Source organism: Citrobacter pasteurii, assembly GCF_019047765.1.
Lineage (GTDB): Bacteria > Pseudomonadota > Gammaproteobacteria > Enterobacterales > Enterobacteriaceae > Citrobacter > Citrobacter pasteurii.
The window spans coordinates 623,912-640,099 of the sequence record NZ_CP077262.1; the positions used below are offsets into that span (position 1 = coordinate 623,912).

Annotated in this window: 15 protein-coding genes; 13 read left to right on the forward strand and 2 right to left on the reverse strand. The window is 52.6% G+C overall.

All coding sequences use genetic code 11. From position 1 onward, the window contains the following. Positions 1 to 43 precede the first annotated feature (43 nt). Entirely contained in the window at positions 44 to 2,179 is a 2,136-nt protein-coding gene (gene igaA / locus I6L54_RS02985) for an intracellular growth attenuator protein IgaA (protein ID WP_040231732.1), read from the reverse strand. A gap of 322 nt (positions 2,180 to 2,501) precedes the next feature. Between igaA and nudE the strand changes: the two genes are divergently transcribed. After that, a complete protein-coding gene (nudE, locus tag I6L54_RS02990; RefSeq protein ID WP_040231782.1) occupies positions 2,502 to 3,062 on the forward strand; it encodes an ADP compounds hydrolase NudE in 561 nt (186 codons plus the stop codon). A gap of 120 nt (positions 3,063 to 3,182) precedes the next feature. Here nudE and mrcA read toward each other — a convergent pair whose 3' ends face one another. Continuing rightward, positions 3,183 to 5,735, reverse strand: coding sequence for a peptidoglycan glycosyltransferase/peptidoglycan DD-transpeptidase MrcA (gene mrcA / locus I6L54_RS02995; RefSeq protein WP_005121637.1), 2,553 nt, complete (start codon positions 5,733 to 5,735; stop codon positions 3,183 to 3,185). A 120-nt stretch (positions 5,736 to 5,855) separates the two neighbouring features. On the opposite strand from mrcA, the gene I6L54_RS03000 reads away from it, so the two are divergent. The 12 genes from I6L54_RS03000 to trpS all read left to right on the forward strand — a co-directional run bounded on the left by I6L54_RS03000 (position 5,856) and on the right by trpS (position 16,039). Next, entirely contained in the window at positions 5,856 to 6,635 is a 780-nt protein-coding gene (locus I6L54_RS03000) for a type IV pilus biogenesis protein PilM (RefSeq protein WP_040231734.1), read from the forward strand. Next, a complete protein-coding gene (locus I6L54_RS03005; protein WP_040231735.1) occupies positions 6,635 to 7,174 on the forward strand; it encodes a PilN domain-containing protein in 540 nt (179 codons plus the stop codon). Before I6L54_RS03000 ends, I6L54_RS03005 begins: the two co-directional genes overlap by 1 nt. Positions 7,175 to 7,226: 52 nt before the next feature. Next, a complete protein-coding gene (locus tag I6L54_RS03010; RefSeq protein WP_245163439.1) occupies positions 7,227 to 7,625 on the forward strand; it encodes a HofO family protein in 399 nt (132 codons plus the stop codon). Continuing rightward, the gene (locus tag I6L54_RS03015; protein ID WP_072041457.1) at positions 7,615 to 8,019 is read left to right on the forward strand and encodes a HofP DNA utilization family protein; all 405 of its coding nucleotides are present in this window, start codon (positions 7,615 to 7,617) and stop codon (positions 8,017 to 8,019) included. The genes I6L54_RS03010 and I6L54_RS03015 overlap by 11 nt, the downstream gene beginning before the upstream one ends. Next, positions 7,931 to 9,169, forward strand: coding sequence for a DNA uptake porin HofQ (hofQ, locus tag I6L54_RS03020; RefSeq protein ID WP_040231738.1), 1,239 nt, complete (start codon positions 7,931 to 7,933; stop codon positions 9,167 to 9,169). Before I6L54_RS03015 ends, hofQ begins: the two co-directional genes overlap by 89 nt. Before the next feature lie 404 nt (positions 9,170 to 9,573). After that, entirely contained in the window at positions 9,574 to 10,095 is a 522-nt protein-coding gene (gene aroK, locus I6L54_RS03025) for a shikimate kinase AroK (RefSeq protein ID WP_003023552.1), read from the forward strand. 57 nt (positions 10,096 to 10,152) lie between these two features. Further along, a complete protein-coding gene (gene aroB / locus I6L54_RS03030; protein ID WP_005121642.1) occupies positions 10,153 to 11,241 on the forward strand; it encodes a 3-dehydroquinate synthase in 1,089 nt (362 codons plus the stop codon). A gap of 96 nt (positions 11,242 to 11,337) precedes the next feature. Further along, positions 11,338 to 12,642, forward strand: a complete 1,305-nt coding sequence (damX, locus tag I6L54_RS03035) for a cell division protein DamX (RefSeq protein ID WP_040231741.1) — start codon at positions 11,338 to 11,340, stop codon at positions 12,640 to 12,642. A 117-nt stretch (positions 12,643 to 12,759) separates the two neighbouring features. Continuing rightward, positions 12,760 to 13,596 (forward strand): adenine-specific DNA-methyltransferase, encoded by an 837-nt coding sequence (gene dam / locus I6L54_RS03040; RefSeq protein ID WP_040231742.1) that lies wholly within the window; start codon positions 12,760 to 12,762, stop codon positions 13,594 to 13,596. Positions 13,597 to 13,613: 17 nt separating this feature from the next. Continuing rightward, complete coding sequence (gene rpe / locus I6L54_RS03045; protein WP_040231743.1) at positions 13,614 to 14,291, forward strand: ribulose-phosphate 3-epimerase; 678 nt, start codon at positions 13,614 to 13,616, stop codon at positions 14,289 to 14,291. Further along, positions 14,284 to 15,042, forward strand: a complete 759-nt coding sequence (gene gph, locus I6L54_RS03050) for a phosphoglycolate phosphatase (RefSeq protein WP_040231745.1) — start codon at positions 14,284 to 14,286, stop codon at positions 15,040 to 15,042. Before rpe ends, gph begins: the two co-directional genes overlap by 8 nt. Continuing rightward, positions 15,035 to 16,039: a tryptophan--tRNA ligase gene (gene trpS, locus I6L54_RS03055; protein ID WP_040231746.1), complete on the forward strand. Its 1,005-nt coding sequence runs from the start codon at positions 15,035 to 15,037 to the stop codon at positions 16,037 to 16,039. The genes gph and trpS overlap by 8 nt, the downstream gene beginning before the upstream one ends. Positions 16,040 to 16,188: the final 149 nt, after the last annotated feature.

Here is a 16,188-nt window from a genome sequence, read left to right on the forward strand (position 1 = left end):
ACAAGATGCGCGACAGGGTAGCATATTCCGTCGCGCGGGCGTGTTATCGAATCAGGCTTTCTGGGTCTTCAATCAGCGTTGGATTCAGGCAACTCTCGTAATATTCCTGAATCTCCGTGATGCGCGAACGATGACGCTGGTAGCGCCTGCATGCCTGAACGCTGTTGTAGATAGCGCATCCCAGCATGGAGAGCATCAGCAGCGTGGTGCCAAGGTAACGCCATAAACCTGAACGATCCGGGATCCGGTGCAGGCCAATGTGCTGGGTACCGTTGGCGTCGGTCGAGATGTTGGTGACAATCCCTTCAGCGCGAAATGGCGTTTGCATAAGCATCTGGGCAAGGCGCTGGAAAGCGTTCCATTGCTCTTGTGGCGGATAGTCGTACAACGAAGTCGCAGGCCACGGCTGATCAACCAGGTCGCTGCCTTCGTCACTGATAATCAGGAAACCACCGGGGGCAGGGCTATTCAGTGCCTGAGCCGCCCGGGCGGTCTCGCGTGAAATGAACGGTGCCGTTGAGGTATTCACCAGGTTATCCAGTGATTCGGCGCTTACCGGACGCAACAGCACATTCACACCATCCAGTTTCCCGGCGTTTGCTCGCTTAACCAGAGCGTTCCAGTCCTTACTGTTACCCAGGTTAACCAGGGCATTTTTCAGGCGTACGCATTCATCTTCGGCGGCACACAGATCGGCGGTTTTCAGGACAATATCGCCAAAATCATCCAGCAACACCATGCCGGACTTCTGAATGGCTGAGCGTAATGATGAGCTGACGCGAGAGTCATCGTCGGGTTTGGGATGCAGTTGGCGGCTAACACTTTGGGTCAGTGCGGTCGCCTTATTGACCAGGTCGGACTCAGGCAGCGGCAGGGCGCGCGCGTCATTCCATATAATCTGCGAACAATCAAATGGCATAAAAGGTGTCGCGGGTTGTGCGTTCCAGCTCCCCTGAGTGTGGATGTTACACATCCCCGTGCCACTCAGATGCAGCGTGTCGCCCACGCGAACGCCTGCCTTTTCCAGTTGCTTAACGCTGGTGGCCTCAACAGTTTGCGCCCCTTTCATCCAGGAAAGCGTAAGTTTAATTGGCATATCCAACGGAACCCAAAACAGCAGCATTAGCAATACCAGCAAAGAACCGCCGGCAATAACGGCGCTGCGTAGCCAGTGTTGCAACGGGAAGTTTTTCACCTCGTCATGCAAAGATAAAAAACGCCCCTGGCGGACAACATGGCGATCCAGATAGATATCAATATCCGTTTGCTGGCCGAGATCCTGCGCAATGTAAGGCTGCCAGTGTGGTGGATAAATCAGGTCAATAATACCCAGGGAGATATTATTAATTTGCTCCTGATCGTTTTCACCAAACAGCCCCCAGCGACGTGGAGTTCCACGCAGACAGTGGATTTCTCGTAGAGCCGTTTTAGACGGTGGTGCAAACAGGCCCCACAGACCGGCAGCCAGCAGCAACACCGCGCCACCGGCGGTCCACGGTACGAACGTGTCTGGTATGATTAAACAGAAAAAGAACAGCAGGAATGATGCGGCAATCAGTAACGCTTCGCGCAATCCCGACGGGCGGCTGAGAGCGTATTCTTCATGCGTTTCCTGACGAATATTCAGCAGTTCAATCTGCTCGCTTTCTTCACCACGAATAGATGCCTGAGTAGACACGGTGTGCTGTAGGGCGTAGCCGCGCGCTTCCTGCATATACTCTTTCAACGTATGACCGTTCAACGAGATAACCAGCGGCAACGTATTGGTGTGGATCAGCTCAACGCTGTTTTCGTCATTGATGTATTGTTCCCAGAAGGGAGGCAAATGCACTTCGACGGAGTCGAGATAGTAGCGCCATTTATTCGGATCGTCGGTGGTGATGCCATAGCGCGTAATTGAATGCGTCAGTACGATGACGCTATTACTTTGGGCATTCAGGGTTAACGATACAGGTGCCGAACTGGCACCTGTTGGGCCAGGCACCTGCTGAATTTGACTGAGGATTTCGAGATAGTTTTCGACCGCGCCACGTTCTTCGGGTGTTAGTTTGCGCTTAGAGGCGTCAGAGAAGACGTTGCTCAACGGTAATTTTTGTTGTCTGAATTTTGATCTGAATCGCCACCCTGCAAGCAATGAGCAGGCCAGCAAAGCAGCTAAAAAAATCAGAATGGTGCTCATGCTTTCCCCATCTTACTTAGTCTGTCAGGCGTGGTCAGTCGCACCCTGTTCAATATTCGTGATTCTGTGGTTGGCTATCGGCAAGTGTGGAGTTGAACTTGAGCATCTTTAAGTACAGCCCAATAAATGCGAATAATAGCAAAATCACCAAAAATGGAATATCAGCAAATTCCTGGAGTTATTTCAACCTATTGACTTTTAATTTGAAATAGGGATTAACTTTTAGTACGTTACATAAATGTAAATAAACGGCAATTCACATTGCCGAAACCGTGCTGTATATCGCACAATAACCCCAGATTTCACAGCAAAGATCCTCATGATGAGCAAATCATTACAAAAACCCACGATTTTGAAAGTGGAAACCGTCGCACAATCCCGGCTGTTTAAAGTCGAAAGCGTGGACCTTGAGTTCAGCAACGGCGTACGTCGTGTTTATGAGCGTATGCGCCCATCCACGCGCGAAGCGGTAATGATTGTGCCGATTGTGGATGATCACCTGATCCTCATTCGCGAGTATGCGGTCGGAACCGAATCCTACGAGCTTGGTTTTTCCAAAGGGTTAATCGATCCGGGTGAAAGCGTGTTTGAAGCGGCTAACCGTGAACTGAAAGAAGAAGTGGGATACGGTGCGAAGGACCTGACGTTTTTGAAAAAACTCAGCATGGCGCCTTCCTATTTCTCCAGCAAGATGAATATTGTGGTCGCTGAGGATCTTTATCCTGAGTCGCTGGAAGGTGACGAGCCCGAGCCATTGCCACAGGTGCGCTGGCCGCTGGCGCATTTGATGGATCTGCTGGAGGATCCTGATTTTCACGAAGCGCGTAATGTCAGTGCGCTGTTCCTCGTGCGCGAATGGCTGAAAGGGCTGGGGCGATTGTAGTTTATATTGCCGGATGGCGGCTGACGCCTTATCCGGCCTACAGAGTTCAGCACTTTCAAATAATTGCGCCGAAAATGTAGGCCGGATAAGACGCCCCTGGCGTCGTCATCCGGCAAAAGATTAGAACAACTCGTGCGTCTCACCATTATCGATAATGGTCGTCCCCACCTCATGCACCGCCTGCTGCGTCGGCTGAGTGCCTTCAATGAAATACTCTGCGCGACTGTTGCCACCACTTGCCAGTTGACCAGTGCTGCGATCGATATTGACCGTTACGATACCCGGCGGCGGCGTCAGCGGCTGCTCAGGCACACCTTCCAGCACGGACTTCATGTAGGCATCCCACGCAGGCTGTGCACTCTTCGCGCCACCTTCGTAGCCGGAGATTTGGTCTTTGATCGCGCCGGATGCCGTCGTATGTCCGAGATCGCGACGATGATCATCAAACCCGATCCATACCGAGGTCACAACCCCTGGGCCGTAGCCGGAGAACCATGCATCTTTCGAGCTGTTGGTTGTCCCGGTTTTCCCGCCGATGTCATGGCGCTGTAAATCGCGTCCTGCACGCCAGCCGGTTCCCATCCAGCCTGGTTCACCAAAGATATTGGTGTTCAACGCGCTCTTGATCAGGAAGGCCAGCGGCGTGTTGATGACGTGTGGTGCGTATTCTTGCGTTCCGCTTTGTGCGACCAGCGCCTGGTTAGCTTGTTCCAGCTGTGGCATTGGCACGGCGGCGTTTTGTTGTTCCTGAGATACCGCAACATCTTCAACGTTACTGTTTTCCAGCACGTTAGACTTCTGCGTATCGCCATAAATTACCGGGATATCACATTCCGGGCAGGCAATTTTTGGCTTTGCCTCAAAGATAACGCCACCCATATCACTTTCAATCTTACTGATGAAATACGGGTCGACCAGGAATCCACCGTTTGCCATTACCGCGTAGCCGCGAGCAACCTGCAGCGGAGTGAACGAGGCTGAACCCAGCGCCAGTGATTCAGTATGCACAATGTTCTGTGCCGGAAAGCCGAAACGCTGCAGATACTCTGCCGCGTAATCCACACCCATGGCGCGCATGGCACGAACCATCACCACGTTTTTCGACTGACCCAGCCCCTGACGTAAGCGGATAGGGCCAGCATATTGCGGCGGTGAGTTTTTCGGCTGCCAGTCGGAGCCGGCACCAGCATCCCAGCGGGAGATCGGCACGTCGTTGAGCATGCTCGCCAGCGTCAGACCTTTATCCATCGCGGCGGTATACAGGAAAGGTTTGATGTTAGAACCCACCTGGCGTAATGCCTGGGTGGCACGGTTAAACTTGCTCTGGTTGAAGTCAAAACCACCAACCAGCGCCAGCACCGCGCCGTTTTGCGGGTTGATGGAGACCAGTGCGGAGTTAACGTCAGGCACTTGCGCCAGCCACCAGGCGTCGCCAACCTGGCGTACCCAGATTTGCTGCCCGGCCTGAACCACATCGGTTACTTTACGCGGCGTCGAGCCTTGCTGGGTATCCGAACGATAAGGACGCGCCCAGCGCATACCTTCCATACGTAATGACACCGATGTTCCATCCGCCAACGCAGCGGTTGCTTCCTGTGGGTTGGCGCTGGTGACAACCGCGGGTAGCAACGGGCCGTAGGTCGGTAGCGCTTTTAGCGTATCGGTGATTTTTTTACTGTCCCAACTGCTTTCGCCCACTTTCCACAGCACGTTCGACGGGCCGCGGTAGCCGTGGCGCATGTCGTAATCCATCACGTTGTTACGTACTGCCTGCTGAGCCGCCTGCTGGACTTTGCGCGTAATGGTGGTGGTGATGCGATACCCGTCTTCATAGGCTTTCTCGCCATAACGGTTATACATCTCCTGGCGCACCATCTCGGACAGATACGGCGCTGAGAAAGCGATTTCCGGCGCGTGATAGTTGGCATCGATCGCTTCACTACGCGCCTGATCGTATTGGGCCTGGGTGATGTAGTTTTCGCTCAACATACGCGACAGTACAACGTTGCGGCGCGCAGTTGCCCGGTCCATCGAATAGAGCGGGTTGAAGGTTGACGGCGCTTTTGGCAGACCGGCAATCACCGCGATTTCGCTTAAGCTGAGTTGATCCACCGTTTTACCGAAATAGACCTGCGCGGCAGCACCCACGCCATAGGCGCGATACCCCAGATAGATCTTGTTCAGATAAAGCTCAAGGATCTCGTCTTTACTCAGCAATTGCTCAATACGGATAGCCAGGAACACTTCTTTAATCTTACGCATCAGCGTACGTTCCGGACTCAGGAAGAAGTTTCTCGCCAACTGCTGGGTAATGGTACTCGCCCCTTGTGAGGCGTGGCCGGAGAACAACGCGACGCTGGCCGCACGGAAGATCCCCACCGGGTCCACCCCGTGGTGCTCATAGAAGCGGCTGTCTTCTGTGGCGATAAAGGCTTTAACCATTACCGGCGGCATTTGATCCAGCGTAACCGGAATTCGACGTTTCTCGCCATATTGCGCGATGAGTTCGCCGTCAGCACTGTAAACCTGCATTGGGATCTGCAGACGCACATCTTTTAGCGTCGCGACGTCAGGTAATTGTGGCTCGATATAGCGATAGAGGCCATAGATCGAGCCTGCTCCCAGCAGGATGCAACATACTGCAAGGATTAATAAATACTTTACGAACTTCACTGGAGATTTCCCATTTAGTGGCATTTGGGCAGTTTATAAACAAACGCGCGGTAGTATAAAGGCAAGCCAGACGCATTGATATACCCGTGGAAGGAACGGGTGATAAGGAGATCATCAGCAATGGCTTTTCGTATATGGAAAATTGGTCTGCATATTCAGCAACATGACGTGCTGGCTGTCGCTATCGTCCGTGACGCATCCGGTTGGCTCCTACAACGCTGGTGGCGTATGCCGTTGGCACATCAGGTTGTCGTTGATGGGCTCATTCGTGAGCCGGAACAGCTTACTGCGGTGCTCCTGCCGTGGAGCCGTGAGCTACCGCACAGGCACCATATTCACCTTTCTTTTCCGGCCAACAGGACGTTACAAAAAAAGTTACCCCGTCCAGCAATGGCTCTGCGCGAACCAGAGCAAACGGCATGGTTGTCTGGGGCAATGGCTCGCGAACTGGATATGGAGCCGGATGCGCTGCAGTTTGATTATAGCGAAGACACGCTAAGCCCGGCGTTCAACGTGACGGCGGCACAAAGCAAAGAAATATCGGCACTCCTGACACTGATGCATCCCCTGAAAGTACAGGTTACGGCCATTACGCCGGATGCCAGCGCGTTACAGCGATTAATTCCCTACCTGCCAGAACATCAACAGTGTCTGGTCTGGCGTGATGACGCCCAGTGGTTATGGGCGACCCGTTCGGCATGGGGACGTAAATCAACGGGGGAAATTGACGATATCGACGCGCTTGCCGCGGCATTATCTCTTTGCCCTGCGGATATTGCGCTATGTGACGCCGGTGGTTTTGATCCTTTAAATGCGGTGTCCGTTCGCCAGCCACCGATTCCTACGGATAGCCACAACTTTGCTGTTGCGCTTGGGCTGGCGATGGGAGGTGTGTACTGATGACGGAGACCATCAATCTTTTGCCCTGGCGTCAGTCACGGCGGTATGACCGTCTGCAATGGTGGGGAGCGTTATTGAGTGGATCTTTACTGGCTATTATGGGTATCGCATTGGGTTATTACGCGCTTTCTCGCGTAGATAATCGGGTCGATGTACTGCTGGCTGATGCCGAAAAAATACGGGCTGAAACCCTGATAGCGCTCAAGCCGCGCCTGCAACAGCGTCAACAACAATGGCAGCAGGCGCAACAAAGAGAAAAACGGCGTGAACAGATGCGAAGCTGGCAGTCTGTTTTACAAGGGGTGGCCGGGTTGCTGCCAGAACAGGCGTGGTTAACAGGAATGACCTGGCAGCAGGATACGCTGGAGCTGACAGGGCTGACGCTGAACGTTGCTGCGCTTCATAGACTGGAGTCGCAATTACGTAAACACCCTGGTTTTCAGTTGGGAAGCTCAGGGGAAACGCGACAAGATGCGCAGGGACACTGGCAGTTTCACTATCGTCTGATACGGAGCGTTATGCATGCAGACGCTTTGTGATGGCTGGTTAGCGCAGACGCCGCGGTTTCGAGTTTTGTGCTGGGGCGGCTGGATGTTGGTTCTGATCGCAGCTGCGCTGTTGTGCCTTTATCCTGCAGAGCAGCAACGCAAAGCGCAGCAGGCAGCATTAGTCCGTCAACGCGTGGCGATTCAGGAACAATGGCGCAATCTGTATCTGCTGGCGTCATCGGTTGAACAGCCCTTTTCTCCTTCTGAAGCGAGGCCGGTTCCTTTTTCCCCATTGGTATATCAAAGCTCTCTTACACGTCTGATCCACTGGCAACCCTCCGTACGGGGAGGCGAACTGGCGCTGAAAACTGCGTGGGATGCGGTCCCACAGGTGTTTGCCCGACTGGCGGAGCAGGGGATGAGTACGAGTCAGTTTTCTCTTAGTGCAGAAGATGCTGACGTGTTGTTGACGATACAGCTGGAGCGTCTGAATGATGACTAAGCGCTGGCTGTTCGCGTGTTTTAGCGTGCTGCTATTGACCGGCATGCGCAATCCCTTTCAGCCACCAGAGGATCTCTGCCGGCTGGCTGAGTTGTCGGCATGGCGTTATCAGGGGGCGGTGATCCAGGGAGGGCGCTCAATTGGTTTTATGCAGGATGGTCAACACAAATGGCGGAGGGTCGAGCAACGAGATGTTCTGAATAGCATCTGGAGGGTATCTCAGGTGACAGCCCAAAGCGTAACTATCGACACAGGGAACGATTGTGAGCCATCACGGTGGCAGTGGCAACGACAAGGAGAGGCGAATGAAGCGGTGGATAGTCATCGTGCTGATGACCGTAATACCCAGCGTGCTGGCTGGGAAAGCACAAAACGTGACGCTGGTGGTGGATGATGTTCCCGTTGTACAGGTGCTGCAGGCGCTGGCGGTGCAGGAGAAGAAAAATCTGGTGGTGTCACCGGATGTCAGTGGCGTGCTGTCATTGCATCTGACGGATGTGCCGTGGAAACAGGCATTGCAGACGGTGATAAAAAGCGCCGGACTGGTGTTACGTCAGGAGGGAAACATCCTGCATGTGCATACTGTACGCTGGCAAAACGACAATACAGCCCGTCAGGAGAGTGAACAAGCGCGGATTCAGGCCGGTTTGCCGCTGGAACATCGCAGCATAATTTTGCAATACGCGGATGCCGCCGAGTTGGCAAAAGCCGGTGAAAAACTGCTGAGTACTAAAGGAAGTATAACGGTCGATAAACGTACCAACCGCTTACTGCTGCGAGACAATCCTGTTGCGCTAAACATACTGGAACAGTGGGTGGCGCAAATGGACTTGCCCGTTGAACAGGTCGAGCTGGCGGCGCATATCGTCACGATTAATGAAAAAAGTTTGCGTGAGCTGGGGGTGAAGTGGTCGCTGGCAGATGCACAATTGCCAGGGGCGGTGGGGAATGTCACCACGCTTGCCAGCGATCTTTCCGTGTCTACTGCAACATCGCGGGTGGGATTTAATATTGGCCGCATTAATGGTCGTTTGCTGGAGCTTGAGTTGTCCGCATTGGAGCAAAAACAGCAGCTCGACATCATTGCCAGCCCTCGATTACTGGCTTCTCATCTGCAACCTGCCAGTATTAAGCAGGGTAGTGAAATCCCGTATCAGGTCTCCAGTGGTGAAAGCGGCGCGACTTCCGTCGAATTTAAAGAAGCGGTGCTGGGGATGGAGGTAACGCCGACTGTGCTGCAGAAAGGGCGGATCAGACTGAAACTGCATATTAGCCAGAATGTCCCCGGGCAGGTGCTACAGCAGGCTGATGGCGAAGTGCTGGCTATCGATAAGCAGGAAATTGAAACCCTGGTGGAGGTTAAGAGCGGTGAAACGATCGCGTTGGGCGGGATTTTTTCACATAAAAATAAATCAGCCGCTGACAGTGTGTCGTTACTCGGCGACATTCCGTTGCTCGGCCATTTTTTTCGTCATGATGGTAAAGAAGATGAGCGGCGTGAGTTAGTGGTTTTTATCACGCCCAGACTGGTCCCAACAGAATAACTTATGCATGAAAACCCGTTGTTTTTGCGCTGAACACGTTTCAGAGATTTGACGTGCGGGTGTATTTAGCATACAAGGAGTACCGATTTGAGTGTCGGGACTTTTCTTTACTTATGCAGCAGTGAATACGCTTCGCCTTTCCGGTGGTGTGTCATAGGCTTATTTGGCGTCATTTGGCTACACGACACGTCGTCAAGTCAGATGTTTGCAGGGTAGCATGCCTGCCACGACCAGAAATGCGTAAGGTTTGGTGATTTATTCAGTTGCCAAACCCGCTTGAGTATTGAGATAATTTTCAGTCTGACTCTCGCAATATCTTATGAGGTTTCAGTTCATGTCCTGCTGCGCTGGGTGTCTGCGAAGCGGGTTTACCATTAACGAATAGTCTTAGTAGTACCGAAAAAATGGCAGAGAAACGCAATATCTTTCTGGTTGGGCCTATGGGTGCCGGAAAAAGCACTATTGGGCGCCAGTTAGCTCAACAACTCAATATGGAATTTTACGATTCTGATCAAGAGATTGAGAAACGAACCGGAGCTGATGTGGGCTGGGTCTTCGATGTAGAAGGTGAAGACGGCTTCCGTGATCGCGAAGAAAAAGTCATCAACGAGTTGACGGAAAAACAGGGTATTGTGCTGGCAACTGGCGGTGGCTCTGTAAAATCACGTGAAACACGTAACCGTCTTTCCGCGCGTGGCGTCGTGGTCTATCTTGAAACGACAATTGAAAAACAACTTGCACGTACTCAACGTGACAAGAAACGCCCGCTGCTGCAGGTAGAATCGCCGCCGCGTGAAGTTCTGGAAGCATTGGCTGACGAACGCAACCCTCTGTATGAAGAGATTGCCGACGTGACCATTCGCACCGACGATCAGAGCGCGAAAGTCGTAGCAAACCAGATTATTCATATGTTGGAAAGCAACTAGTTCTGGCTGAATACACACTCGTCTGCGGGTACAAGTAACTAAGGTGGATGTCGCGTAATGGAGAGGATTACAGTCACTCTCGGGGAACGTAGTTACCCTATCACCATCGCGGCTGGTTTGTTTAATGAGCCAGCTTCATTCTTACCGCTGAAATCGGGCGATCAGGTTATGTTGGTGACCAACGAAACCCTGGCTCCCCTTTATCTCGATAAGGTTCGCGGCGTACTTGAACAGGCGGGTGTTAACGTAGATAGCGTTATCCTTCCCGATGGCGAGCAGTATAAAAGTCTGACGGTTCTGGATACGGTCTTCACTGCGTTACTGCAAAAACCGCATGGTCGCGATACCACGCTGGTCGCACTTGGCGGCGGCGTGATTGGCGATCTTACCGGTTTTGCAGCAGCCAGCTATCAGCGTGGTGTTCGTTTTATTCAAGTCCCGACAACGCTGTTGTCGCAGGTTGACTCCTCCGTAGGCGGTAAAACCGCCGTAAACCATCCCCTCGGTAAAAACATGATTGGCGCGTTTTACCAACCAGCTTCCGTGGTGGTGGATCTCGACTGTCTGAAAACGCTTCCTGCGCGTGAATTGGCATCGGGCCTGGCGGAAGTGATCAAATACGGCATCATCCTTGACGGTGAATTTTTCAGCTGGCTGGAAGAAAATCTGGACGCATTATTACGTCTGGATGGTCCGGCAATGGCGTACTGTATTCGCCGTTGTTGTGAGCTGAAAGCAGAAGTTGTCGCAGCGGACGAGCGCGAAATGGGCTTACGTGCTTTACTGAATCTGGGACACACGTTTGGCCATGCTATCGAAGCTGAAATGGGTTATGGCAATTGGTTACATGGTGAAGCCGTCGCAGCAGGTATGGTAATGGCTGCCCGCACGTCAGAACGGTTGGGCCAGTTTACCTCCGCTGAAACACAGCGCATTATTACGCTGTTGCAGCGCGCAGGTTTACCGGTGAATGGGCCGCGTGAAATGTCTACACAGGCTTATTTGCCGCACATGCTGCGAGATAAAAAAGTGTTGGCGGGAGAGATTCGTTTAGTGCTTCCGCAGGCGATAGGGAAGAGTGAAGTGCGCGGCGGAGTGTCGCACGAGGTGGTTCTTAACGCGATTGCTGATTGCCAGCAGGCGTAACAACAAGAAAGGTCAGGCTTGCGTTGTAAAGCGTAAGTCTTTTAGCTTCAGGTTATGTGCAAAGTCGTAAGCATTAACCTTTGAGTGGGGTGTTAAATGGATGAATTCAAACCAGAAGACGAGCTGAAACCCGATCCCAGCGATCGTCGTACTGGTCGTTCTCGTCAATCGTCTGAACGCGATAATGAGCCGCAAATCAATTTTGATGATGTTGATCTGGATGCCGATGATCGCCGTCCTGCGCGGGCACGTAAAGAGCGTGATGAAGAGCAGGACATTGAAGATGACTATGAATCTGATGACGATGCTGTGGATGAAGAACGTGTAGAACGTCGCCCACGCAAGCGTAAAAAAGCGGTCAGTAAACCAGCCTCCCGTCAGTACATTATGATGGGTGTGGGTGTTCTGGTACTGTTGCTGCTGATTGTCGGTATCGGTTCTGCGCTGAAGGCCCCCTCATCTTCCTCTTCCAGCGAACAGGCTGCGCCTGGTGAGAAGAGCATCGATCTTTCTGGCAGCAATGCGACGGATCAGGCGAACACCACAATGCCTGCGACGGGTGCTGAGCAGACCGCTGGCAATACGCAGCAGGATGTTTCTCTGCCGCCGATTTCCTCAACCCCGACTCAAGGCCAGGCTCCTGCCACAGCAGAAGGTCAGCAGCGCGTTGAAGTTCAGGGCGATCTGAACAATGCGCTGACGCAGCCGCAAGGTCAGGCACAGGTTAACAACGTCGTAGTCAACTCTACGCTGCCAACTGAACCTGCTACCGTAGCACCAGTTCGCAATGGCAATGCAGGGCGTCAGACTGCGAAGACTGAGCCAGCAGAACGTACTTCAGCTGCACATCAGGAACGCAAACAGGCTGTTATTGAGCCGAAGAGCAAGCCGCAGACCACGGTAAAAGCGACACCGACAGAGCCGAAACCTGTCGCTCAGACGAAACCGACTGTGACCGCGACCGCGCCGACGACAACAACGAAAGCGCCAGTGGTAACCGCTACACCTAAAGCGTCAACTGAGCCAAAAGCAACGGCAAGCACCGCGCCAGCTCAGCAGACTGCAACACCCGCACCAACGACAGCAACACCGGTTGCTGGTGGTGCGAAAAGTGCAGGGAACGTTGGCGCGTTAAAATCAGCGCCATCCAGTCACTACACGCTGCAGCTCAGCAGTTCCTCTAACTACGACAACCTGAATGGTTGGGCGAAGAAAGAGAACCTGAAGAACTACGTGGTGTACCAGACGACGCGTAACGGTCAACCGTGGTATGTTTTGGTGACGGGCGTGTATGCGTCTAAAGAAGATGCGAAACGTGCAGTGTCTACGTTACCCGCCGACATTCAGGCGAAAAACCCGTGGGCAAAACCGCTGCACCAGGTTCAGGCCGATTTGAAGTAAGATAGGATATGTTCTGCAATGGTTTGCTGTTTCGCCCAATTGCGGGACAAAGACTAAAGCGCAGGATGCTGTCGGAGCTTTCTCCACAGCCGGAGAAGGTGTAATTAGTTAGTCAGCATGAAAAAAAATCGCGCTTTTTTGAAATGGGCAGGGGGGAAATATCCCCTGCTTGATGATATCAAACGGCATTTACCTAAGGGTGAGTGCCTGATTGAACCCTTCGTGGGTGCCGGGTCGGTGTTTCTCAACACCGACTTTTCTCGTTATATTCTTGCCGATATCAACAGCGACCTTATCAGTCTCTATAACATCGTGAAGACGCGTACCGATGAGTATGTGCAGGCTTCACGTGAGCTGTTTATGCCTGAAACGAATCAGGCTGAGGTGTACTACCAGTTCCGGGAAGAATTTAATGCCTGCCAGGACCCGTTCCGACGTGCAGTGCTGTTCTTATATCTCAACCGTTTTGGCTATAACGGGTTATGCCGTTATAACCTGCGCGGTGAGTTTAACGTCCCCTTTGGTCGTTATAAAAAACCCTATTTCCCGGAAGCCGAGTTGTACCATTTTGCCGAAAAAGCGCAAAATGCAGAGTTCCATTGCCTCTCCTATGAAGAGTGCATGGATCGCGCGGATATCAACTCTGTGGTCTACTGTGACCCGCCATATGCACCGCTCTCGGCGACGGCAAATTTCACCGCGTATCATACCAACAGCTTTAGCCCGAAAGAGCAGGCGCATCTGGCCGAGATGGCAGAAAAGTTGGTCAGTAAGCAGATCCCGGTGTTAATTTCGAATCATGACACGCCGGATACCCGCGAATGGTATCGAGCGGCGAAACATTTTCAGGTCAAAGTGCGGCGCAGTATAAGCAGCAACGGCGGCACACGTAAAAAGGTGAACGAACTGCTGGCACTATACAAACCAGGAGTCGCAACGCCTGCGAAAAAATAATTCTCAAGGAGAAGCGGATGAAACAGTATTTGATTGCCCCCTCAATTCTGTCGGCTGATTTTGCCCGCCTGGGTGAGGACACCGCGAAAGCGCTGACCGCGGGCGCTGATGTCGTTCACTTCGACGTCATGGACAACCACTACGTGCCGAACCTGACCATCGGCCCGATGGTACTGAAATCGCTGCGTAAATATGGCATCACCGCTCCGATTGATGTTCATCTGATGGTGAAGCCTGTTGATCGTATTGTCCCTGACTTCGCAGCGGCCGGTGCCAGCATCATTACTTTTCACCCGGAAGCCTCCGAACACGTCGATCGCACTTTGCAACTGATCAAAGAGCATGGCTGTAAAGCGGGGCTAGTGTTCAACCCTGCAACGCCGCTGAGCTATCTGGACTATGTCATGGATAAGCTGGATGTGATCCTGCTGATGTCTGTTAACCCAGGTTTTGGTGGACAGTCCTTTATCCCGCAAACGCTGGATAAGCTGCGCGAAGTACGTCGTCGTATTGATGAGTCTGGCTATGACATTCGTCTGGAAGTGGACGGTGGCGTTAAGGTGAATAACATTGGTGAGATCGCGGCTGCGGGTGCGGATATGTTTGTCGCAGGCTCTGCTATTTTCGACCAACCAGACTACAAAAAAGTCATTGATGAAATGCGCAATGAACTGGCGAAGGTAAGTCATGGATAAATTTCAGGACATTCGGGGCGTAGCATTTGACCTCGACGGCACGCTGGTTGACAGCGCGCCGGGATTAGCCGCTGCGGTAGATATGGCGCTGTATGCGCTGGAACTGCCGGTGGCCGGTGAAGAACGCGTTATCACCTGGATTGGTAACGGTGCAGATGTCCTGATGGAGCGCGCGCTGGCGTGGTCTCGTCAGGAGCGTGCGACCTTACGTAAAACGATGGGCAAACCGCCCGTTGATGATGATATCCCCGCCGAGGAACAGGTGCGTATTTTGCGCAAGCTGTTCGACAGATACTACGGCGATGTCGCAAAAGAGGGGACATTCCTGTTCCCTGATGTTGCCGACACGCTGGGCGCACTGCATGCGAAAGGATTGCCGCTGGGTCTGGTAACCAACAAACCGACGCCGTTTGTCGCGCCGCTACTTGATGCGCTGGATATTGCCAAATATTTTAGCGTGGTTATCGGTGGTGATGATGTACAGAACAAAAAACCGCATCCGGACCCGCTGCTGTTGGTGGCAAGCAAGCTTGGCATCAAGCCTGAGCAAATGCTCTTCGTAGGGGATTCACGCAATGATATTCAGGCGGCAAAAGCTGCTGGTTGTCCATCCGTTGGCCTGACGTATGGCTACAACTACGGCGAGTCGATCGCGCTGAGCCAGCCTGACGTTATTTACGACCGTATTAATGAACTACTGCCCGCTCTCGGGCTTCCGCATAGCGAAAATCAGGAATCAAAAAATGACTAAGCCCATCGTTTTTAGTGGCGCACAGCCCTCAGGTGAATTGACCATTGGCAACTATATGGGTGCGCTGCGTCAGTGGGTGAGCATGCAGGATGACTACCATTGCATCTACTGCATCGTTGACCAACATGCTATCACCGTTCGTCAGGACGCTCAGCAGCTGCGTAAAGCCACGCTGGATACGCTGGCGCTGTACCTGGCATGCGGTATCGATCCTGAAAAAAGCACCATCTTCGTCCAGTCGCACGTGCCGGAACATGCACAGTTAGGCTGGGCACTGAACTGCTACACCTATTTCGGTGAACTGAGCCGTATGACCCAGTTCAAAGATAAATCCGCACGCTATGCGGAGAACATCAACGCCGGCCTGTTTGATTATCCGGTACTGATGGCGGCAGATATTCTGCTGTATCAGACCAACCAGGTCCCGGTTGGCGAAGATCAGAAACAGCATCTGGAGCTGAGCCGCGACATCGCCCAGCGCTTCAACGCCCTGTATGGCGACATTTTCAAAGTGCCGGAGCCGTTCATTCCAAAATCCGGCGCGCGCGTCATGTCGCTGCTGGAGCCGACGAAGAAAATGTCCAAGTCGGATGACAACCGCAACAACGTGATCGGTCTGCTGGAAGATCCGAAATCTGTGGTTAAGAAAATCAAACGCGCGATGACCGACTCTGAAGAGCCGCCTGTTGTACGCTACGACGTGCAGAACAAAGCGGGCGTTTCCAACCTGCTGGATATCCTCTCTGCGGTCACCGGCCAGAGCATTCCGGAGCTGGAACAGCACTTCGAAGGCAAAATGTATGGTCATCTGAAAGGTGAAGTCGCAGAGGCCGTTTCCGGTATGCTGACCGAGCTTCAGGAGCGTTATCACCGTTTCCGTAACGATGAAGCTTTCCTGCAGAAAGTGATGAAAGACGGTGCGGAAAAAGCCAGCGCACGTGCGTCTGTTACGCTGAAAGCCGTGTATGAAGCTATTGGCTTTGTTGCCAGGCCGTAATACTTTCTGCGTTGCTGAAGAAACCGGGTTACACCCGGTTTTTTTTCGCCTGTTCGTTTGTGAGTAGCAAAAACTGTGAAGCACCTCGCCGTTTGCATATTTCCTCTTTGCGTTATATCTTCATTTTAATGAAGATATAAATATTCAAT